Here is a 20,492-nt window from a genome sequence, read left to right on the forward strand (position 1 = left end):
GAGCAAGCCTGTGACCCGCCGCCGCAAGATTGTCCTTCTCACCACCACCGTCGTCTTTGCCGGCCTCGCGCTCGGCGCGGTTCGCGCCCATGACGTACCCAAGATCGCCACCGGCTTCATCGCCGACGTGCTCTGTTCCGAGACGTTTGTCTCGGGCCTCGATGTCAGGCGTAATTTGTCCGAGACCGCCGATGCTATGCCGGACGCCGGTCTGCTCACCTGGGCGATGGACTATCAGGTCGATCGCGCACGCAAGGACGTCACGGTGACGCTGTTCGGCATTGGCCGCAGCCATGCCGTCTATCGCGAGGGCCTCGGCTGCACGCTCGAGCACGGCACTGATATCGCCGACGTCAGGCTGCCGCCTGATGACAGGCAGCCGGCTTTGCTGCCCGAGATCGCCGGGCCCGCGGTCGTATCGCCACAAAGCCCGGAGCTGTCAGCCGCGCTTGATCGCGCTTTCGCCGAGCCGACATCGCAGCCACACCGCCGCACCCGCGCAATCGTCGTCATGAAATCGGGCCGCATCATCGCCGAGCGCTATGCGGACGGCATCGGACCGGAGACGCCGCTGCTCGGTTTCTCCATGACGAAGTCCGTGATCTCGGCTCTCACTGGGGTCCTCGTGCGCCAGGGCAGACTGAAACTCGATGGGCCCGCACCGGTCGCTGCCTGGACAAATCCGGACGATCCGCGTCACGCCATCACCGTCGATCAATTGCTACGCCACACCGCGGGCCTGGCGCTCGGCAGCTCGCTTCAGGCCTCGCTCGGCTCCGCCTTCGAGCCGGTCAATCGCATGAAATTCATCGAAGACGACATGGCGGCTTATGCCGCGAGCATGCCGCTTGCGACCGCGCCGGGCACCGTGTGGAATTACCACGATGGCAACACCATCATGCTCGCGCGTCTGATCCGCAATGCCGTCGGCGGCAATCCAGCCGATGCGCTTGCCTTCGCGCGCCGCGAATTGTTCGCGCCGCTCGGCATGCGCCACGTCACGCTCCAGCTCGACGGCGCCGGCACGATCAAGGGTTCGAGCGAGATGCTCGCATCCGCGCGCGACTGGGCACGGTTCGGCCAGCTTTATCTCAACGGCGGCGTCGCCGGCGCCCGGCGCATCCTGCCCGAGGGATGGGTGAATTACTCGGCGTCGGCGACGCCAGGCGCGTGGGTTGGTATCGGCGCCGGCTTCTGGACCAACCAGGGCGACAGCTTTGGCGCGACCTTCCGCGTCGATCACGGTTGGCCGCGCGATGCCTTCTTCGCCAAGGGTACGATCGGGCAGTATACGATCGTGATTCCGTCGGAGCGGCTGGTGATCGTGCGTTTAGGCCGTTCGCCGAACTGGCCGCCGGAAGCGGACGGTGTGTTCGATCTGGTGCGCGACGTGGTTGCGGCTACGCGCGACAAAGGGAAGGTGGCGGGGGTGAATTGAGGTGCTTCACCTCCCCAGCTCCGTCGCCTTCGCCACGCGATCGAACCGCTCCAGCGTCATGATCGCGTCCGCGAATTTCTCCGCGCGCGCGTTCAGCACCGGGCGGGCCAGCGTCAAAAACTTCTGCTGCATCGCCTGCGCGTCGGGGAAGGAGGTCGGCTCCCCCGAGGGATCGGCATAGAGCCGCTCATGCACGCCGTGGTCGGTGGTGATACTGACGCGGGCGCCGAACGGATGGGTGCGGCCGACTTCGAGGCGATCGTCCTGCACCACGTCGAACTTGTCGGCGAGCGCGTCGATGGCTGCGTCGCCCAGGCGGTTGTAGTCGTCCCAGCCAAATGAGCCCTGGTCGAGCGCGAGCGCGCCGGTGAAGAACATCGAGAACTGGCCGCCGACGATCGAGGTCGGGTGCCGCTTGGTCGCGGCGTCGCCGGTGAGCGTGATGCCGTTGCGATGCAGGCCGATCTCGACGCGCTTGACCTGATCGGGCGTCAGATTGTGCTCGCGCCGCATCGCGATCAGCGCGTCGATCGCGGCGTGGGTATAGCGGCAGCTCGGATACGGTTTCACGCCGATCTTCATGGTCTCGTAGGTCTTGCCGAGCTCGGCGACCGCCTTGTCGGGATGCGCATCGTCGGTGTAGCCGGTGAGCAGGCCGTGCTTGCCCTCGACCGATTCCGTCGCGCCGACGAAATCGTTGCGCGCCAGCGTCGCGGCGATCACGCCATTCATCGCGGCGGCGCCGACCTGGTAGCGCTTGTTCCAGGCGCCGTTGACCAGGAATTGCAGCGAGCCCGCGGCCTGGCTGCCGGCGACGCCGAAGGCGGCGATGAGCTGTTGCTCGGACAGGCCAAACAGTTTGCCGGCGGCCGCTGCTGCGCCATAGGTGCCGGCGGTGGCGGTCGGATGGAAGCCGCGCGCATAATGCGAGGTCGGGTCGAGCGCGTTGCCGAGCCGGCAGCAGACCTCATAGCCCGCAACGATCGCGGTCAGCACGTCGCGGCCCGACGCGCCGACCATCTCGCCGATGGCGAAGGCGGCCGGAACCACCGGCGCGCTCGGGTGCAGCGAGGAATCGGCGTGGGTGTCGTCGAAGTCGAGCGAATGGCCGAGCGCACCGTTGAGCAGCGCCGCGACCGCCGGCGTCCAGGTCTTGCTGTCGCCGAACACGGTGGATTCGCCTTTGGTGTCGAGCGCGAGCGCCTCGAGCATCTTCAGGATCGAGGGGGTCGATTCCGCTTCGCTGCGGGCCCGGATCGCGCTGCCAAGGAAGTCCAGCGTCAGCACTTTTGCCCGATCCAGCACTTCCGCCGGAATATCCTGGAATTTCAGGTTGGCGACATAGGCGGCGAGCGTTGCGGTTTCGTGAGCCATCGTGTTTCCTCGTTTTGGCGCGCAAGTTAGGCGGGCTGATTTGGCCTTTCAAGCGGCCTCGGGGCCGCGGGCATCAGCTATGCTTTTGGCTGGCTTTACCAGAGTTGGACCGGGATACGCGACCATGGCATTCGCAGGAGAGCTGTTCGACCGGGTCTGGTCGCGAAAGACCCAATTGGGGTTGGCGATCCGGGTCACGGTGGCGGCCACCGGCGCCTACGCGCTCGCCACCGCGCTGCATCTCTTGTTGCCGCTCTGGGCCGTCCTCACCTCCATCATCGTGACCCAGATGAGCGTCGGGCGCTCGCTGAAGGCGACGCGCGACTACATGCTCGGCACCATCGGCGGCGCGATTTATGGCGGCGCTATCGCGATCCTGATCCCCTATTCCGGCGAACTGGGACTGCTGGGTCTGCTGGTGCTGGCCGTGGCGCCGCTTGCCTTTGTCGCATCCATTTATCCAAATCTGAGCTCTGCAACGGTGACGGCCGTGATCGTGCTCGTGCTTCCGTCGATGCATCATGCCGATCCCATGGCCTCGGCGATCGATCGCGTCAGCGAAGTCGCGGTCGGCGCCATCACTGGGTTGCTGGTCTCCTTCCTGGTGCTGCCATCGCGCGCGGTGCGGCAAATCCGCGCCAGCGCGGCGAAGCTGCTCGAACTGATCGCAGAGGCCTTCACCGAATTGCTCGCCGGCCTGACGCGCGGCCGGGACAATGACGCGCTGCATCGGATTCAGGACGGTATCGGCACCGCAATGGTTGGCATGAATACCATCGGCGCCGAAGCCGAGCGCGAGCGCTCGGCGCGATTGTCGAGCGGGCCGGACACCGGCCCGTTGTTGCGCACGATCTTGCGGCTGCGCCATGACGTCGTGATGATCGGCCGCGCGACCGTGGTGCCGTTGCCGGCCGAGGTGCAGACACGGCTTGCCGCGCCGCTGACGGAAGTCTCGACCGTGATCGCACGCTTCCTGCGTTCGGCCGCCGCGGCCTTGCGCGAAGGCGCCGGCGCTCCGCCGATCCATCCCGTGCATGTCGCGCTCCAGCATTATGCCGAGGCGGTCGCCGCCGTGCGCCAGGACGGCCTGATCCGTGGCCAGCCCAGCGACACCGCGGAGCGCTTCTTCGCGCTCGGCTTTTCGCTGGAGCAGATGCACCAGAATCTTTGCGATCTCGACCGCGTCGTCGGCGAATGGTCGGAGGCCGCGGCCGACAAGCCCGCGCGCGTGGCGGAGTGAGCTAACGCCGCATCAAGCCCTTGCCTTCCATGCGCCAGACCAGCAAATCGATGCGGTCCTGGCCGAAGAACGGCTCGTTGTCGAACACGAAGGTCGGTACGCCCCAATGGCCGGAGCCGGCATGGTCCTTCTCGTTCTCCGTGATCACCTGCTCGTAGCGATCCGGGTCTGCGGTGATCGCGGCATCCATTTCGGCGAGATCAAAGCCGGCCTTGTCGGCGGCGCGCGCGAGATGATCGCCCTCATTCCAGCCCGCCACCGAGCCGTCCCACAGCACGCGGGCGATCGCATCAGTGAATGCGAGCGACCGTCCCTCGAGCTGCGCCATGGCACCAAGCCGAGTCAGGCGGTGGATGTAGGGCTGCTCCGCCGCGACATCGAACGTCACCTTGTCCTGCACGATCGGATCTGGCCTCGGAAAGCGGAACGGAATGCCCTCGTGCTGCGCCACGCGCGTGCTGTCGAGCACCACATAGCGAATGAAGTTCGGGCTGGCCTTCTTGAAAAACCCGGGCACACGGACTGCGAGCGGATAGACGGGCCGCAAATTCACCGTCAGGTCGTAGTCTTCGACGAGCTTTAGCGTCTTAGGGAGCGCCAGATAGCTGAACGGGCTGCGAAAGGAGTAGAAGAGGTCGACCGAGAGCGTCATCGCGCCGACTCGGCGATCCGGCTCATCATGCCGCGGACCACGAGCTTGTGGAAGGGCATGATAGCCGCAAGGTAGGTGCGGCCGAGCAGATTATGCGTCCGCACCAGCGTGGTCGAGGTCACCCGCCGTCCCGTCGCTTCGCCTGTCACATCGACCACGAGCCGAAAATCGAGGTGGGAATCGTCGAAGCCGGCGACCAGCCGTTCCGGCGTTTCGCTGAGCACCGGAAACGGGCCGATCAAACCGCCCGGCGCCGGCGCGCCCTCGCCCGATGTCTTCAGACCGAATGGCGCCACCAGAATATTGCGCAGGCGCATCAGTGCATCGATCCAGCGCAGTCCGTGCAACACCATCCTCGTGCAGGCCTCGCGGGCATTCACCGGTGCTGTGCCGATCTCCACGCGAAAGGCGTCGATGAAATGCGCACCGGCCAGCAGCGTGCCGGCATCGACATTGGGAGTGACTTCGCGGACGGTTCCGTTCATCCCGCCAGTTTGCGCGTCAGCATCCGGAAGCGCAAGATCAGAAGCCCGGCATAGACGAACGATCCGATCGACAATCCGATCCAGACAGCGACCGCGCCGAGATCGGCGTGAAAGGCAAGCCACCAGGCGATCGGAAAGCCCACGCACCAATAGCCGATCGCGGCGAATACCAATGTCATCCTGGTGTCATTGATGCCGCGCAGCGCGCCGCCCATGATGGTCTGGATAGCATCGGCGATGAAGAAGGTCGCGCCGACCAGCAGCAGCTTCGCTGTCAGCTCGACGCTCGCCATGCTCGCATCGCCGCTCCCGAAGAACAGCCGTCCGAGCTGATAGCGGCCGAAGATGATCGCGACGGTCAGGGCCGAGACGAACGCGATCCCGATCACGGCCGCGACGAGACCTGCGCGCTTCACCGCGAGCGGCTCACCGCGGCCGAAGGCATGGCCGACCCGCACCGTGGCCGCCATGCCGATGCCGAGCGGGACCATGAACAGCACGGCGGTAACCTGGAGCGCGATCTGATGCGCCGCGAGCGCAGTGGTCGAGATCAACCCCATCAGCAGCGCCGCCGAAGAGAACAGGCCGTATTCCAGCAGCAGCGAGAACGAGATCGGGGCGCCGATCGCGATCAGTTTTCGCATCAGGGGCCAGTCGATCCGCCAGAAATGGGCAAGCGGACGATAGTCCGCGAACGGCTTGCGCAGGCCCGCAATGGCGAGCGTGGCGACGAACGTGCCGAGATTGACCAGCGTTGTCGCAAGCCCCGCGCCGAACAGGCCGAGCTCCGGCAGGCCGAACAGGCCATGGATCAGGACGTAGACCAGCGCGGCATTGACGGGGATCGCCGCGAGCGTGATCCACAGCGGGGCCTGCGGCCGGTTCACCGCGCTCATCATGCTGCGTAGCGCGATGAAGCCGAGCGCCGGCGCGATGCCCCAGGCCAGCCCGTTCAGATAGCGCTGGGCGAGCGCGGCCGAGTGCGGCGCCTGACCGAGTGCGACCAGGATGTGCTCGCCATAGAGCGGCGAGGCCATCATCGGCAGCGAGATCAGCAACGCGACCCACAAGCCGACGCGCAAGGAGCGGCGGATGCGTCTGATATCGCCGGCGCCAAAGGCTTGCGCGACCAGCGGCGACACCGCCGCCATCAATCCGAGCCCGAAGGTGAAGCTGACGAAATAGACCGTATGCGCCAGCGCTGCTGCTGCGACCGCGCTCTCGCCGAGCCGCCCGATCAGCGCGAGATCGGTCGTGATCATCGCGATCTGCCCGAGCTGCGTCAGCATCATCGGCACGGCCAGCCGCAGCGTCTCGACGAATTCGTCGGCGAGAGGATTTAGCGGCACGCCGGCTTGCGGCTGCGTACGGGGTTGGATGGTGTCGAGCATGGCCGGGTCAATAGCACAGCCGGGCGACGAAAACATGGCTTCCGCTTCTTCCCCTCTCCCCTTGCGGGAGAGGGTGGCTTGCCGCGTAGCGGCGAGACGGGTGAGGGGTTGTCTCCGCGAGTCCATCTCTCGCGATGTGAATTTGCGGAGAGAACCCCTCATCCGGCGCTTCGCGCCACCTTCTCCCGCAAGGGGAGAAGGGAAAAGCGTCTCACCCCTTCCGTTCGGGTACGCGCCTGATCTTCGCGCCGAGCGCATTCAGCCGTTCGTCGATGCGCTCGTAGCCGCGCTCGATCTGGTCGGCGTTGTTGATCGTGGAGGTGCCCTCGGCGCAGACGGCCGCGAGCAGCATGGCCATTCCGGCGCGAATGTCGGGTGAGGTCATCGTCGCGCCGTGCAGCCGGCTCGGCCCTGCGATGATGGCGCGATGCGGATCGCACAGCACGATGCGCGCGCCCATCGCGATCAGCTTGTCGACGAAGAACATCCGCGATTCGAACATCTTCTCGAACATCAGGATCACGCCCTCGCATTGCGTTGCGGTGACGATTGCGATCGACATCAGGTCGGCCGGGAAGGCCGGCCAGGGCTGGTCTTCCAGCTTCGGCACGTGGCCGCCGAAATCGTCCTGGATCTTCAGCGTCTGGTTCGAGGGCACGATGAGATCGTCGCCCTCGATGCGGCAGACGATGCCGAGCCGCTCGAACCCCATCCGGATCGAGCGCAGATGCTCGACGCCCGCGCGCGTGATGCGAAGCGGCGAACGCGTCACGGCCGCAAGCCCGATCAGCGAGCCGACCTCGATATGGTCGGGCTGGATCCGGTAGGTCGCACCGCCCAGCGTCGCCGGACCGTGCACGATCATGGTGTTGGTGCCGATGCCCTCGATTCCAGCGCCGAGCGCGACCAGGAAGTTGGCGAGGTCCTGCACATGCGGCTCGGACGCGGCGTTGCGCAAATAGGTGGTGCCTTCGGCGGCGACGGCCGCGACCAGCGCGTTCTCGGTCGCGGTCACGCTGGGCTCGTCCAGGAACACGTCGGCGCCGGTCAGTTTCGAAGCGCGGAATTCGAGTCGGTCGGTCGCGGTGACCTTGGCCCCCAATTGCTCGAGCGCCAGCACATGCGTGTCGAGCCTTCGGCGGCCGATGACGTCGCCGCCGGGCGGCGGCAGCATCACTTCGCCGCAGCGGGCGAGCAGGGGGCCCGCGAGGAGGATCGAGGCGCGGATGCGGACGCACAGCTCAGGATCGAGATCGGCGGCGCGGATGCTCTTGGCGTGAATATGAAGCGTGTTGCGAGCCGTCCATTCCGCCGCAGCGCCGACCGAGCGGATCAGTTCGACCAGCGTCTCGGTGTCGCGGATCCGCGGCACGTTTTCCAGCGTCACCGGATGCTCGGTGAGCAGGGCTGCGGCGATGATCGGCAGCGCCGAATTCTTGTTGCCGGACGGCTCGATCGAGCCCGAGAGCCGGTGACCGCCCTCGACGATGTACTGGATGGGCGCCACGGGGTTCTCGCTGTCCTGTTGGTGGGGCGGGTTTTCGAGGCGGAAACTACAGAGAATTGAGCGCGGTAGCAATTGCGCCGGCCGCGGCTCGAGCCTGCCCGAAGGGCCTTAAAACAGCCCGATGATATTCGCCACCACATAGAGGATCGCGATCAGAATCAGCGCGCCGATCACGACAAAGGAGATTTCGATCGCGACGGCGCCGGTGCCGAGCGTGGCCGCCACGGCGGCGAGCAGCCGTTCCTCCCGAAAAATGAGCGCAAGGACCGAGAGCAGGATCGCGAGCAGGCCGAGCGAGATCGCGGTGACCGAGGAGGCTTCGCTCCAGCTTCGTCCAGCCGATTTCTCGACTTTCGGAGCCTGATACTCCATGCCCTTCACCCGCGCGATCACGCGGTCCTTGATGCGGTGTCCGGTGTCGACGATGACCTGATCCGCCGGTGATGGAGGAAACACGATCGGGACGACCCAATGCGGCAACACCGCCGCCATCAGCGCCAGCATGCCGACAATGCTGCCGATGATGCCTAGACGGCGAGATGGCACAGCGGAACTGGTTGCTACGGAGCAGGTCATGGCGTGGCGCTTCCCGGCCGGAACAGGCCTCGCGGGTTCATGCCACTTCGTCGCGATCGCGGGTGGTGAGGTTCAGGGAGAGCCGAGCACAAGCTCCTGACGGCTCTGCCTCGTGGTTCGAGACGCGCCGCAGGCGGCGCTCCTCACCATGAGGGTTTAGAGTTTCGCCGCGAAGCGAGACCTCATCCTGAGGAGCACGCCAAAGCGGGCGTCTCGAAGGATGGGCCGCAACAAGATCGCCGGTACGACCGATCTCAGATATCGATCGTCGCGCTCAGCGAATGTTCCTGGATGAAGTCGCGGCGCGGCTCGACCACGTCGCCCATCAGCTTGGTGAAGATGTCGTCAGCCTCGTCGACCTCCTTGACCTTCACCTGGAGCAGCGAGCGCGCATTGATATCCAGGGTCGTCTCCCAGAGCTGTTCCGGGTTCATCTCGCCCAGACCTTTGTAGCGCTGCAGCGTGACGCCCTTGCGGCCGGCGTCGGTGACGGCCTCGAACAGATCGACCGGCCCGTAGACCATGTGCTCGACGTCCTTGCGCCGCAGCTTGCCGGGGCGGGCATAAACGTCCTGGAGCTTCACCGTGTACTCGTCGAGCTTGCGGGCTTCGACCGAGCCCAGGAAGGCATCGTCGATGAGGGCGACTTCCTTGACGCCGCGCACCGTGCGCTCGAACTGGAAACCCTGGCCTTCCACATATTGACCGATCCAGCCGCGCTCGACCTCGTCGGCGAGCGTGTCGAGGCGGGCGGCGATGTATTGCGCGGCCGCGGCGGCCTTCTCCGGATCGCCGTAGATCGCCTTGTTGAGCACGCCGGTGATGGCGGCCTGCTCGATCACCTTGCGATTGTAGCGGGTGTGCAGGCTGCGCAGGATGCCGCGGACGGCGCGGGCGTCGTCGACCAGCGAGCGCAGGTCGCGGCCGGTGCGATCGCCGCCGCTGCCGGGAATATAGAGGCAATCGTCCAGCCCGGTGTCGATCAGATAGTCTTCCAGCGCCCGCTCGTCCTTCAAATATTGCTCGGACTTGCCGCGGTTGACCTTATAGAGCGGCGGCTGGGCGATGTAGAGGTAGCCGCCGTCGATGATCTCGCGCATTTGCCGGTAGAAGAAAGTGAGCAGCAGCGTGCGGATGTGGGCGCCGTCGACGTCGGCGTCCGTCATCACGATGATCTTGTGATAGCGCAGCTTCTCGATCGAGAACTCGTCGCTGATGCCGGTGCCGAGCGCGGTGATCAGCGTGCCGATCTGCTCGCTGCCCAGCATCTTGTCGGGACGCACGCGTTCGACATTGAGGATCTTGCCGCGCAGCGGCAGCACGGCCTGGAATTCGCGGTTGCGGCCCTGCTTGGCGCTGCCGCCTGCCGAGTCACCCTCGACGATGAAGAGCTCGGATTTCGCGGGATCCTTCTCCTGACAGTCGGCGAGCTTGCCGGGCAGCGAGGAGACCGAGAGCGGGCTCTTGCGCGTCAGCTCGCGCGCCTTTCGCGCGGCTTCGCGGGCGGCGGCCGCCTGGATCACCTTGCCGACGATCATCTTGGCTTCGGAGGGGTGCTCCTCGAACCAGGCCTGCAGCGCCTCGTTGAGTACGTTCTCGACCACGGGGCGCACTTCCGAGGACACCAGCTTGTCCTTGGTCTGCGACGAGAATTTGGGGTCCGGCACCTTCACCGAAAGAACGGCGGTGAGGCCTTCGCGGCAGTCGTCGCCGGTGAGCGCGATCTTTTCCTTTTTCGCGTTGGCCTCCGCATAGCCGTTGACCTGGCGCGTCAGCGCGCCGCGGAAACCGGCGAGATGGGTGCCGCCGTCGCGCTGCGGGATGTTGTTGGTGAAGCACAGCACGTTCTCGTGGTAGCTGTCGTTCCACCACAATGCGGCCTCGACACCGATGCCGTTGGCTTCCGCGCGCACCATGATCGGCGCCGGCACGATCGCCTTCTTGTTGCGGTCGAGATATTTGACGAATTCCTCGACGCCGCCGGAATAGTGCATCTCCTCGCGCTTCTCGACCGCGTGACGCATGTCCGAGAGGGCGATGTTGACGCCGGAGTTGAGGAAGGCGAGCTCGCGCAGCCGGTGCTCCAGCGTGGCGAAATCATACTCGATGTTCTTGAAGGTTTCGGTCGAGGCCTGGAACGTCACCTCGGTGCCGCGCCTGCCGGGCGCATCGCCGACCACCTTGAGCGGCGCGACCGCATCGCCATGGGCGAATTCGATGTAGTGCTCCTTGTTGTCGCGCCAGATGCGCAAGCCCAGCTTGCTCGACAACGCGTTGACGACGGAGACGCCGACGCCGTGCAGGCCGCCGGAAACCTTGTAGGAATTCTGGTCGAACTTACCGCCGGCATGGAGCTGGGTCATGATGACCTCGGCTGCCGAGATGCCTTCGCCCTTGTGGATGTCGACGGGAATGCCGCGGCCGTCGTCGCGCACGGTGACGGAATTGTCGGCATTGAGGATCACATCCACGCGCGTAGCATGACCCGCGAGCGCCTCGTCGATCGCGTTGTCCACGACCTCGTAGACCATGTGATGCAGGCCCGAGCCGTCATCGGTGTCGCCGATATACATGCCCGGGCGCTTGCGAACGGCGTCGAGACCCTTGAGCACGCGGATCGATTCCGCCCCGTAATCGCTCGGATTTGAGGGTTCGTTTTCGGCAGGCGTCTGCCGAGCAGGTTCTGTCATGAGAGGCCTTCGAGATGTCGCCCGAATCAGCGGCGCAAAAGGCGCTGATATGCAGGCTATTTGTGCCACGAAAGACGGATTGCGCCTAGCGCAAAGTATCTCCCGGCAAGTCTTTGATGAGATAGGGTTTTTGAGCCTATTTTCAAGCCTCACGATGGCCGATTCCGGCCGCTGCAAAAAGCCTGATTCGACGCTCTGTTTTTAGCCCTCAGAGACGTGGATTTTGCGGGGCGGAGAAGCGATCTGAGAGGGCCGTGGCGCCCCGGAACCGGCCAGCGGGTTCAGTAGATCTGATCCGGCTTCTGATCGTCGTCATCCCACCTGAGGGACCAAGCTTCGCCCGCAGCCAGGATGATGGTGTCGGTACGCGACAGATGGCCGGACACGCGCAGCTCGTAGGAATAGGTGCCGGGCGGCAGATCCAGCGTTTGTGGGTGATTTGCGCCGCCCGCGATCTTGACGGTCCTATCGTTGATCGTGAGCGAAGCCACGTCAGGTACAAGATAGCCGAATATCAGCCGCGCTTGTTCGGCTATCGGCAGGAAGTTGGCCTTGGCCGCGGCCTCGGTATTCCGCTGCACAAGCTCGACCGTGGTCTCGTCCTTGGCGCGGGCCAGCTTCAAGGTGGCCGGCCCCTTTGGGGAGACGAAGGCGAGTTGAGCGTGATCGGCGGCGACCATCGTGCCGTGCGGCTTTTCCTCCCAGCCGCGCTTTGCGAGCTCCCTGCGGTAGAAGGCCAGCACATCGCTGAGCTCGGCTTGCACATGGGTTTCGTATCCGACACGCAGCGGGACTTCAATGCCGGTCGCACGGGTGGTTTTGGAGGCGAAGAAGTTGTGTTGCTTCGGCACCGGCATGTCGGCGCCGGGATCCGCCGGTGTGAGTGCGGCCGAAGTTTGCGGCCATGGATGTGGTATCCATCCGCCCGCGCTTGCGGCGGCCAGACCGCCTGCGAGAAGCACGACGCCGCACAGCGGCAGCAAGCGGCGTGCCGGCCCCCTCATCATGCGCCTTACGGTCGCCATCTCCGTTCTCCGCATCAGCGCCCCTGGCTCAATACATCTGCAGCGGCAGCACGTCTCCGCTTGGTCCCACCAGGAGGCCCCAGGCATCGCCGGCGGCTACGGTGAGCGTCTCGGTGCGAGCAGGACGTCCGGGCAGGCGCAGCGCGTACTGGTACTTGCCGGGCGGCAGATCGAGCATCGGGCCTTTTGGCGACTGCGGACCGCCGGCGCCGGCCGCGATCTTCACGGTCTGATTGTTGATCGTCAGCGATGCTTCCTTCGGCCCCATATTGCCGAGCATCAATCTCGCCTGTCCCGCCTTCGGCATGATGTCGGCCTTGGTTGCGGCCTGCGGATTCCGCTGCACCAGGCTGACCGTCGTCTCATCCCTGGCGCGGCCGAGCTTCAGCACGGCTGGTCCCCGCGGCGAGGTGAACGCGAGCTCCGCCCGCTCGGCCGTTACGGTCGCGCCGTCGGTCTTTTCCTGCCAGCCCCGCTTGGTCAGCTCCGCGCGATAGAACACGAGGACCTCGCCAAGCTCGGCGGGGACGCTGGCTTCGAGCTCGGTCCGGAACGACTGGTCGCTGCCGGGGAATTTGGTGGAGCTTAATCCGGTCGAGCTGCGCTGCGTCGGCACCGGCAGGGCGGAATCGGGATCGGGCGTGAGCGGCTCCTTCGATTTGGTCTGGATCGTCTTGGCCTGGGTCGATTTGGCCTCGACGGGCTTCGCCGCGGCGATGACCAGACCGGAGCCGTTGGCGCTGACGTTCACCTTCGGCCCCATCTGCATCACGGTCATCGAAATCGACTTGCCGCTCTTGGAGAATTCCATCATCGCCATGTTGGGCTGGTTGATGACGGAGGGCTGCTCTTTCCAGCCCGCTGGCTTGAGCGATGCGCGATAGAACGCGGTGAGCGCCTTCACGCTCGAGGTCGAGGAGAATTCGAGTCTGCCGTCCTCGCCCTCGAAGTTCACGCCTTCGGCGTTTTCGGGCAGCGGCACCGGAGTCTTGCTGTCGGCGAGCGCATTCAGCGGCGCGTCAGACAATGCGGCCGCCTGCACCTTGCGCCTTGCTTCGTCGGCGGTGATCAGCTGCTTGGCCGCACCTAACGCATCCCCAAGGAACTTCTCGTCCGCCTCTTTCTTCGCCTTTGCACGGGCGGCAAGCGCGGATCCCTTCACCTGCACGGTGAGGCTGACCATGGTGAAATCGTATTTGCGGCCGAGCCGCAGCACGCCGGTTTCCTCCGCCGAAGAGATCTTGATCGCGATCTCGTCGCCGGGCGCGAGTGGCGCGCTGCCGTCCTCTTGCCAGCCGCGCGCGGCGAGTTCGCGATGATAGAAGGCGAGCACGGCAGGCAGCTCGGCCATCGCGGCGGCCGACATCTCGCGCTTGTCGGAGCTTGCGCTGCCGAGGCCCCTGGCCGTCTTGGTCGGGCTCGGCCGCGGCAGGCCGGCCAGATCGCTATCGGCCTTGAGCTCGCTGGGTAGGGCGAAGGGCGCGACCCGGATATCGACATTGGTGCGGCCATCGTCGCGGCGCGTCAGCGTCAGCATTACAGGCTTCTGCTGATAGAAGCCGGTCTCCTTGCTATCGGCATGCGCGTAGAACGCGCGCAGGCCGTTGGGAGCGGTTTCATCCAGGCCGGTCGTCCAGCGCGCTGCGGTTTCCGGCGTGAGCTTCTGCCAGCCGATCGCAGCCATCTGGCTGGCATAGAAACCCGACGTTGCATCAAGCGCCGTCGGCGCGATGCAGCCGAGATAGGGTCGGGTCCCATCAAACACGATGTCGCTTGCGCCTTCCGGAAACGGCACGTTCCCGTAGATCCGGTCGGTGGTGTAGTAAACCACGGACTGGTCGGGCCGGCCGGGGGCCTGCGTGAAATGAACGGAAAGGCCCTGTCGTCCCTTCCTGAACTTCAGCAGGGTGCTTTTCTCCTCAAGCGGCATCACATAGGGCACCCAGCCGTTGGCGCTCAGGAGCTTTTGGATCGCGGGCAGTGTCACGGCCTGCGGCGTCGGTACACGATATTCTACGCGGTAGGGATCGGGGCGCGAGGTGTCTTCCACCGCACCTTCGAGCTGCGGCAGCGCGTGGACGTCGACGACGCCCTCGTCGGCGCCGGCTGCGATCGAGCAGCTCGCCATCAGGAAGAGACCGCATGCAAGCAGCCGCCATCGTGCCGGGACTTGCATCCCGCGCGGGATCATCGCCATTGTTACGTCTCCTGGATGCCGCGCGTCGCCTGGGCGCGCGCGATTGCAACGGCTGCGACACCGTCGGCGAGCCTCAGACGAGAAGTCGCGGCAGGAACCGGGCAGGTTCAAACATCCCGGACCAGTCAATACAGCTGGAGCGGCGACCATGCCTCGCCGTCGCGCCCGACGGTGAGCTCCCAGGCGTCGCCGGCCGCGACGGTGAGGATGTGGGTCCGGGCCGGACGGCCGGGGACGCCCAATTCGTAGGAATATCTGCCGGGCGCCAGATCCAGCGAGACGGCGTTAGCGCCGGCGGCGCGCTTGATCGTCCGCGCGTTGATCCCGAGCACGGCTTCCGTCTCGCCGATGTTGCTGAACACCAGCTTCGCCTGGCCCGGTTCGGGCATGACATTCGCCCGGGTTGCAGTATCCGAGTTCTTCTGCACGAGATGGATCAAGGTGCTGCTGTCTTTGCGGCCGAGCTCCAGCATGGCCGGCCCGAGCGGAGAGACGAACGCGAGTTGCACGTGATCGGCGGAGACGACGGCGCTATCGTGCTGCTCCTGCCAGCCGAGCTTTGCGAGCTCCCTGCGGTAGAAGGCGAGAACGTCGCTGAGCCCGGCGGGCACGGTGGCTTCGAGCTTGACGCGAAGCGGCGCTTCGACGCCCCGCATCAGGGTGGTGTGGATTCCTCTAAAGCTGTAGCGGGTCGGTGCGGGCAGCCTGGCATCGGGGTCCGGCGTGAGTTCGGCCGAAAACAGCGGCTGCGGCATCCAGGCGCCGGCGCTCGCCGCGAGCATGCACGTCGCGAGCAAGACGATGCCGCACGCAAACGCCAACCATCGTGCCGGGGCCTGCGCCCCGAACCTTGCCGCCCGCATCTCACTCTCCAGGGGTTCGCGCGTCCAGGGTCTCGCGCGTGATGTCATTGCGCGATTGCAAAACGGCTGCGACACCGTCGCCGCCGCCTCCGGCAACTAGTCGCGGCGGAAATGGGGCTGGTTCAACGGCGGCGACTAGCGCCGGGCCGATACCTGTCCGCTTTCGACGTCAAAGATCTCGCCCCCGGCGCCGATCTCGGCGAAGGCGGCGGGGTCTGCGCCGGTCAACCACACCTGCGCGCCGAGTTTGCGCAACTCGTCGAACAGCGCCGCGCGCCTATTAGGATCGAGATGCGCGACGACCTCGTCGAGCAGCAGCAGCGGCACGATGCCGGTCATCTCGGCGACTAGGCTCGCATGCGCCAGCACCAGCCCGATCAGCAGCGCCTTCTGCTCGCCGGTCGAGGCATCGCGCGCCGGCATGCTTTTCGGCGCGTAGATCACCTGCAGATCGGTGAGATGCGGACCATCCGTGGTGCGGCCGGCGATGGCGTCACGCGGACGGTTGTCGCGCAGGATCTGGCGGTAGCGGTCCTCGACCGAGGTCGCGGTCTCCGTCAGCAGCGCGTTCTCCATCCAGCCGTCGAGCGCGATCTGCGCCGAGGGGAAGGCGGAGGCCTGCGCGCGCGCGTTCAGCATGCCGGTGAGACGCGCCGCGGTCTGGCCGCGGGTTGCGGCGACCGCGACCGCGAGCTCCGCGGTCTCGCGCTCGATCGCGTCACACCAATGGTCGTCGTAATTGCGCGTCTCGAGCAGGCGGTTGCGCGAGCGCAGGGAGCGTTCGAGCGCGGAGACGCGGCTGGAATGGTCGCTGTCGATGGCAAGCACCAGGCGGTCGAAGAAGCGCCGCCGCTCGGATGCCGCTCCCATGAATAGCCCGTCCATCGCCGGCGTCAGCCACACCATGCGGATGTGGTCGCCGAACGACGCCGCCGAATTGACCGGTTCGCGGTCGATGCGGCAGCGCCGGCTGACCGGGCTATCTGTGCGCGGCGGATCGATGCCGGTGCCGAGCGTGGCAAGGCCCAGCGCGCCCTCGACCTGTGCCGACACCGCCCAGGAGCCGTCGCCCTGGTTGTCGGCGACGTCGTCCAGCGTCGCGCGCCGCAGGCCGCGTCCCGGTGAGAGGAACGAGATCGCCTCGATGCAATTGGTCTTGCCCGCCCCGTTCGGCCCGACCAGCGCCACCAAGTCAGCCTTAGCCTCGAGCCCCGCCGCCCGGTAATTACGAAAATGCGTCAGCGCCAGGCGATGAATGCGGGAGGGGGTCATGTTGTCTTTGTCATTGCCGGGCATCCACGTTTTGTCTCCAAAGACGTGGATGGCCGGGACAAGCCCGGCCATGACGGATGTAGTCGATGCGAAGGAGCGCCGGTAGCCCTCACACCCGCATCGGCATCAGCACGTACAGCGCGCTCTTGTCGTCGCGGTCTTGCACCAAGGTGGGCGAGCCGGGGTCGGCGAGCCGGAGCGTTGCGACGTCGCCTTCGATCTGGGCGGCGATGTCGAGTAGGTAGCGGGAGTTGAAGCCGATATCGAGCGCGTCGGAAGCGTATTCGACTTCGAGCTCTTCGGTCGCGCTGCCGGAATCCGGATTGGTCACCGACAGCACCAGCTTGCCCGGCGACAGCGAGAGTTTCACGGCGCGCCCGCGCTCGCTGGAAATCGTCGAGACGCGGTCGACCGCGTTCTCGAAATCCTTCTTGTCGACGACGAGCTCCTTGTCGTTGCCCTGCGGGATCACGCGGCCGTAATCGGGGAAGGTGCCGTCGATCAGTTTTGAGGTCAGCACCACATTGCCGATGGTGAAGCGGATCTTGGCCTGCGACAGCTCGATCGTGACCTCGGCCTCGTTGTCCTCGATCAGACGCTGCACTTCGCCGACGGTCTTGCGCGGCACGATCACGCCGGGCATGCCCTCGGCGCCCTTGGGCTGCACCAGGTCGAGCTGGGCGAGGCGGTGGCCGTCGGTGGCGACGCCGCGCAGGGTGGCGGCTTTGGCGGAGCCCGCGGCATGCAGGTAGATGCCGTTGAGATAATAGCGGGTCTCCTCCGTGGAGATCGCGAACTGGGTGCGGTCGATCAGCCGCTTGACGTCCTTGGCGGCGAGACTGAACGAATGCGACATGTCGCCGGCGGCGAGATCCGGAAAATCATTCTCCGGCAGGGTCTGCAGCGTGAAGCGGGAGCGGCCGGCGCGGATCGCCAGCACGGCGCGGTCGCCATCGGCTTCGAGCACGATCTGCGAACCGTCCGGCAGCTTGCGGACGATGTCGTAGAACATGTGCGCCGGCACGGTGGTGGAGCCCGCGGTCGCGGTTTCCGCCGCGAGCGTTTCGGTGACCTCGAGGTCGAGGTCGGTCGCCTTCAGCGACAATTTCGCGTTCTCGGCCCTAACAAGCACGTTGCCGAGGATCGGAATCGTGTTGCGGCGCTCGACCACGCGGTGGACGTGGCCCAGCGACTTCAGGAGTTGCGCGCGTTCGACCGTAACCTTCATTGCACTACTCGCCCGATCCCCAAGGAAACACAAATCTGGAAAAGCCGGGCGGCGGGACGCGCGCCACGGCACCGAAGACCCCGGAAGGCCGGATCATCCAGCCGATATGACCAAAGCCGTCAGGGTCGCGCAAGGTGGCGCGTAAAGTCATCCGTTTCAAGGGATTGCGCGACAGTTCCCCACGATTTACCCGCAAAGACGGGGGCCGCCGCCCAGGCAGGAGGAAGGCCGCTGCCCAGGCAGACCAAGACCGCCGCCCAGGCAGGCCGGGGCGGCGGGAGCAAAGAGGAAAGGCCTAGGCGTTTATTCCTGAAGCTGGCGCTTGAGCGATTCAACCTCGTCCGACAGCGCCGTGTCCTTGGAAACCAGGGCCTCGATCTTGCGCACGGCGTGCAGCACCGTGGTGTGGTCGCGCCCGCCGAAGCGGCGGCCGATTTCCGGCAGCGATCGCAGGGTCAGCGTCTTGGCGAGATACATCGCCACCTGGCGCGGACGCACCACGTTGGCGGTCCGGCGCGAGGACAAGAGGTCGGAACGGCTGACATTATACTGCCGCGCCACCACGCGCTGGATGTCCTCGATCTTGATCCGCTTCGGCTCCTGCGGCCGGATCAGGTCGCGCACCTCGTGCTCCGCCATCTCCAGCGTCACCGGCCGGTTGTTGAGCTTCGAATGTGCGAGCAGGCGGTTGATCGCGCCTTCGAGATCGCGGCCGTTGTGGGTGATGGCGCGGGCCAGATAGGTCAGCACCTCCTCCGGCACCTCGAAGGTCGCATGATGGGCGCGGGCCGCGGCGACGCGCGACTTGAGAATGCCGTGTCGCAGCTCCTCGCCGAGCGAGGCCATCTCGACCACGAGGCCGCCGGCCAGCCGCGAGCGCACGCGGTCGTCGAGGCTTTCGAGATCGGACGGCGGACGGTCGGCCGCGATCACCACCTGGCGGCCGGCATCGATCAGCGCGTTCAGCGTGTGACAGAACTCGGCCTGGGTCGACTTGCCCTGCAGGAACTGGAGATCGTCGATCACGAGCACGTCGATGCCGCGCAACGCTTCCTTGAAGGCCAGCGCCGTCTGCGTCTTCAGCGCGGCGACGAAACCGTACATGAATTTCTCGGCGGTGAGATAGAGCACCTTGCGCTCGTTGCCGGAATTGCCGGCCCAGGTCACCGCCTGCAGGAGATGCGTCTTGCCGAGGCCGACACCCGCATGGATATAGAGCGGATTGAACATGACGGGATCGCCGCGACGACCCTCGGCGACCTGACGCGCAGCCGCATGCGCCAGCGTGTTGGAGCGACCGACGACGAAGCTTGCAAATGTCAGGCGCGGATCGAGCGGCGAGCCGCCGAGCGCATCATGATTGGCCGAGACCGGCGCGGTCGCGGTCGAACGCAGCTCCGGCGCAGGCGAGCGGCGCGTTTCGATCGGCGCGGGCGCTTCCTTCTGCTGAACCACGGGGCGCACGGCCGAGCGCACGGTGAGATCGATGCGATGCACTTCGGGCATCTCGGCCTGCCAGCACGACAGCACGCGCTCGGCATAATGGGCCTGGATCCAGCTCTTCAGGAAGCGGGTCGGCACCGACAGACGCACGCTCTCGTCCTGGACGCCTTCCAGATCCATGCGCGCGAACCAGCTCGTATAGACGTCCTCGCCAACGTTCGAGCGCAGCCGACTCTTCACGCGTGACCAGCGATCCTGTTCCGGGGTTGTCATCATTTGAGAACTTTTCTTGAGAGATAAGGTTGCGTGGTGAGCGCCATGCAGAGTTCCTGCCAGGGATACCTGCCCAGGGATATTTGCGATGGCGGGACCTCAAGCGATTTCACCTGCAGGCATGGCTCGACCGTTCGGCGGAAACGCCGCGTCCGATCAGCAATGTCTAGAGATGGAGGGGTCGCGAGGTCAGCGCGTACTCGGCGCTCCGTGACACGCGGGAGGCTTGGTGTCCGACGGATCTAAAACGGCATCGCTGGAAGTCGAAATGCTGGAAGTCGAAATGTGTTTCAATACCGCGTTGAGTTCGTAAGACATGATACCTCCCCGTCCTGCCGTAATTGCTCACGACAAGGTCCTGCGTGTCTAAACGACACCCGCGTCTTAGTCGGATGCCTGCCCGTGTACTCGTCGTCCGCTCGGCTTCGCCATCATGCCTGTCGGGGCAGCTTTCAAGATGTCTCTTAAGCGCAAGAGATAGATCCCGCTTGGAGACATTCAGACAAAGAGCTACCGTCCCACATTGCTGTGGGTTTTGATCCGACAATCGCTTGTTGAAGCGCCGCCTACGTGCACATCGCCGCCGATTTGCACGCTCGCCCCGTTTCCGATACCGCGCTGGTCTCAAGATCGTGGGCGCCGCTGACCTCTTAAGGAATACACTATGCGGAAAGACTCGCAACGGAATTGATTCACACTTGAGGCATCAAAAATCTTGATCTGCGTTAACGCCACGCAGACTTGTGCACAGGCTTCAGAGCAAGTTTTTGGAATCGTGCTCAGAATCGAAGACGCCACGTTTGATGTGACAATTCTCCGCCACCGCCAAAAATTTTTT

Annotated in this window: 15 protein-coding genes; 2 read left to right on the forward strand and 13 right to left on the reverse strand. The window is 65.4% G+C overall.

The annotated features are described in order from the left end of the window. Nucleotides 1–10 precede the first annotated feature (10 nt). Nucleotides 11–1,438, forward strand: coding sequence for a serine hydrolase domain-containing protein (locus tag ABIC03_RS33420; RefSeq protein ID WP_354064443.1), 1,428 nt, complete (start codon nucleotides 11–13; stop codon nucleotides 1,436–1,438). A 6-nt stretch (nucleotides 1,439–1,444) separates the two neighbouring features. Here ABIC03_RS33420 and ABIC03_RS33425 read toward each other — a convergent pair whose 3' ends face one another. Beyond that, nucleotides 1,445–2,812: an MmgE/PrpD family protein gene (locus ABIC03_RS33425; protein WP_354064445.1), complete on the reverse strand. Its 1,368-nt coding sequence runs from the start codon at nucleotides 2,810–2,812 to the stop codon at nucleotides 1,445–1,447. Nucleotides 2,813–2,936: 124 nt separating this feature from the next. Between ABIC03_RS33425 and ABIC03_RS33430 the strand changes: the two genes are divergently transcribed. After that, entirely contained in the window at nucleotides 2,937–4,052 is a 1,116-nt protein-coding gene (locus ABIC03_RS33430; protein ID WP_275168725.1) for an FUSC family protein, read from the forward strand. 1 nt (nucleotide 4,053) lies between these two features. Here ABIC03_RS33430 and ABIC03_RS33435 read toward each other — a convergent pair whose 3' ends face one another. The 12 genes from ABIC03_RS33435 to dnaA all read right to left on the reverse strand — a co-directional run bounded on the left by ABIC03_RS33435 (nucleotide 4,054) and on the right by dnaA (nucleotide 19,654). Further along, the gene (locus ABIC03_RS33435; protein ID WP_354064448.1) at nucleotides 4,054–4,704 is read right to left on the reverse strand and encodes a 2-hydroxychromene-2-carboxylate isomerase; all 651 of its coding nucleotides are present in this window, start codon (nucleotides 4,702–4,704) and stop codon (nucleotides 4,054–4,056) included. Further along, nucleotides 4,701–5,189, reverse strand: coding sequence for a DUF2867 domain-containing protein (locus ABIC03_RS33440; RefSeq protein ID WP_354064450.1), 489 nt, complete (start codon nucleotides 5,187–5,189; stop codon nucleotides 4,701–4,703). The genes ABIC03_RS33435 and ABIC03_RS33440 overlap by 4 nt, the downstream gene beginning before the upstream one ends. Continuing rightward, nucleotides 5,186–6,580: an MATE family efflux transporter gene (locus tag ABIC03_RS33445; protein WP_354064452.1), complete on the reverse strand. Its 1,395-nt coding sequence runs from the start codon at nucleotides 6,578–6,580 to the stop codon at nucleotides 5,186–5,188. The genes ABIC03_RS33440 and ABIC03_RS33445 overlap by 4 nt, the downstream gene beginning before the upstream one ends. 211 nt (nucleotides 6,581–6,791) lie before the next feature. Further along, complete coding sequence (murA, locus tag ABIC03_RS33450; RefSeq protein ID WP_275168717.1) at nucleotides 6,792–8,087, reverse strand: UDP-N-acetylglucosamine 1-carboxyvinyltransferase; 1,296 nt, start codon at nucleotides 8,085–8,087, stop codon at nucleotides 6,792–6,794. Between the two features lie 108 nt (nucleotides 8,088–8,195). Continuing rightward, complete coding sequence (gene yidI / locus ABIC03_RS33455) at nucleotides 8,196–8,663, reverse strand: inner membrane protein YidI (protein WP_354064454.1); 468 nt, start codon at nucleotides 8,661–8,663, stop codon at nucleotides 8,196–8,198. A 254-nt stretch (nucleotides 8,664–8,917) separates the two neighbouring features. Then, nucleotides 8,918–11,353, reverse strand: a complete 2,436-nt coding sequence (gyrB, locus tag ABIC03_RS33460; protein ID WP_354064456.1) for a DNA topoisomerase (ATP-hydrolyzing) subunit B — start codon at nucleotides 11,351–11,353, stop codon at nucleotides 8,918–8,920. Between the two features lie 281 nt (nucleotides 11,354–11,634). Next, nucleotides 11,635–12,210 carry a hypothetical protein gene (locus ABIC03_RS33465; protein WP_354064458.1) on the reverse strand — a complete coding sequence of 192 codons (576 nt, stop codon included), beginning with the start codon at nucleotides 12,208–12,210 and terminating at the stop codon, nucleotides 11,635–11,637. 196 nt (nucleotides 12,211–12,406) lie between these two features. Continuing rightward, nucleotides 12,407–14,575 (reverse strand): hypothetical protein, encoded by a 2,169-nt coding sequence (locus ABIC03_RS33470; protein WP_354064460.1) that lies wholly within the window; start codon nucleotides 14,573–14,575, stop codon nucleotides 12,407–12,409. 125 nt (nucleotides 14,576–14,700) lie between these two features. Further along, on the reverse strand, nucleotides 14,701–15,438 hold the full coding sequence (locus ABIC03_RS33475; RefSeq protein ID WP_354064462.1) for a hypothetical protein: 738 nt from the start codon (nucleotides 15,436–15,438) through the stop codon (nucleotides 14,701–14,703). 135 nt (nucleotides 15,439–15,573) lie between these two features. Continuing rightward, nucleotides 15,574–16,710, reverse strand: a complete 1,137-nt coding sequence (gene recF / locus ABIC03_RS33480) for a DNA replication/repair protein RecF (RefSeq protein WP_354064593.1) — start codon at nucleotides 16,708–16,710, stop codon at nucleotides 15,574–15,576. A gap of 109 nt (nucleotides 16,711–16,819) precedes the next feature. Further along, nucleotides 16,820–17,938 carry a DNA polymerase III subunit beta gene (gene dnaN / locus ABIC03_RS33485; RefSeq protein ID WP_007598262.1) on the reverse strand — a complete coding sequence of 373 codons (1,119 nt, stop codon included), beginning with the start codon at nucleotides 17,936–17,938 and terminating at the stop codon, nucleotides 16,820–16,822. Nucleotides 17,939–18,241: 303 nt separating this feature from the next. Further along, complete coding sequence (dnaA, locus tag ABIC03_RS33490) at nucleotides 18,242–19,654, reverse strand: chromosomal replication initiator protein DnaA (RefSeq protein WP_354064595.1); 1,413 nt, start codon at nucleotides 19,652–19,654, stop codon at nucleotides 18,242–18,244. Between the last annotated feature and the right edge of the window lie 838 nt (nucleotides 19,655–20,492).

This window comes from Bradyrhizobium sp. RT6a (genome assembly GCF_040547675.1).
Classification (GTDB): domain Bacteria; phylum Pseudomonadota; class Alphaproteobacteria; order Rhizobiales; family Xanthobacteraceae; genus Bradyrhizobium.

What these genes read in the sequence shown, in the direction of transcription:
- ABIC03_RS33425 (WP_354064445.1), bottom strand. Translation starts at nt 2,812, where the DNA reads ATGGCTCACGAAACCGCAACGCTCGCCGCCTATGTCGCCAACCTGAAA.
- ABIC03_RS33430 (WP_275168725.1), top strand. Translation starts at nt 2,937, where the DNA reads ATGGCATTCGCAGGAGAGCTGTTCGACCGGGTCTGGTCGCGAAAGACC.
- ABIC03_RS33435 (WP_354064448.1), bottom strand. Translation starts at nt 4,704, where the DNA reads ATGACGCTCTCGGTCGACCTCTTCTACTCCTTTCGCAGCCCGTTCAGC.
- ABIC03_RS33440 (WP_354064450.1), bottom strand. Translation starts at nt 5,189, where the DNA reads ATGAACGGAACCGTCCGCGAAGTCACTCCCAATGTCGATGCCGGCACG.
- ABIC03_RS33445 (WP_354064452.1), bottom strand. Translation starts at nt 6,580, where the DNA reads ATGCTCGACACCATCCAACCCCGTACGCAGCCGCAAGCCGGCGTGCCG.
- yidI (WP_354064454.1), bottom strand. Translation starts at nt 8,663, where the DNA reads ATGACCTGCTCCGTAGCAACCAGTTCCGCTGTGCCATCTCGCCGTCTA.
- gyrB (WP_354064456.1), bottom strand. Translation starts at nt 11,353, where the DNA reads ATGACAGAACCTGCTCGGCAGACGCCTGCCGAAAACGAACCCTCAAAT.
- ABIC03_RS33465 (WP_354064458.1), bottom strand. Translation starts at nt 12,210, where the DNA reads ATGCCGGTGCCGAAGCAACACAACTTCTTCGCCTCCAAAACCACCCGT.
- ABIC03_RS33470 (WP_354064460.1), bottom strand. Translation starts at nt 14,575, where the DNA reads ATGGCGATGATCCCGCGCGGGATGCAAGTCCCGGCACGATGGCGGCTG.
- ABIC03_RS33475 (WP_354064462.1), bottom strand. Translation starts at nt 15,438, where the DNA reads ATGCGGGCGGCAAGGTTCGGGGCGCAGGCCCCGGCACGATGGTTGGCG.
- recF (WP_354064593.1), bottom strand. Translation starts at nt 16,710, where the DNA reads ATGACCCCCTCCCGCATTCATCGCCTGGCGCTGACGCATTTTCGTAAT.
- dnaN (WP_007598262.1), bottom strand. Translation starts at nt 17,938, where the DNA reads ATGAAGGTTACGGTCGAACGCGCGCAACTCCTGAAGTCGCTGGGCCAC.
- dnaA (WP_354064595.1), bottom strand. Translation starts at nt 19,654, where the DNA reads ATGACAACCCCGGAACAGGATCGCTGGTCACGCGTGAAGAGTCGGCTG.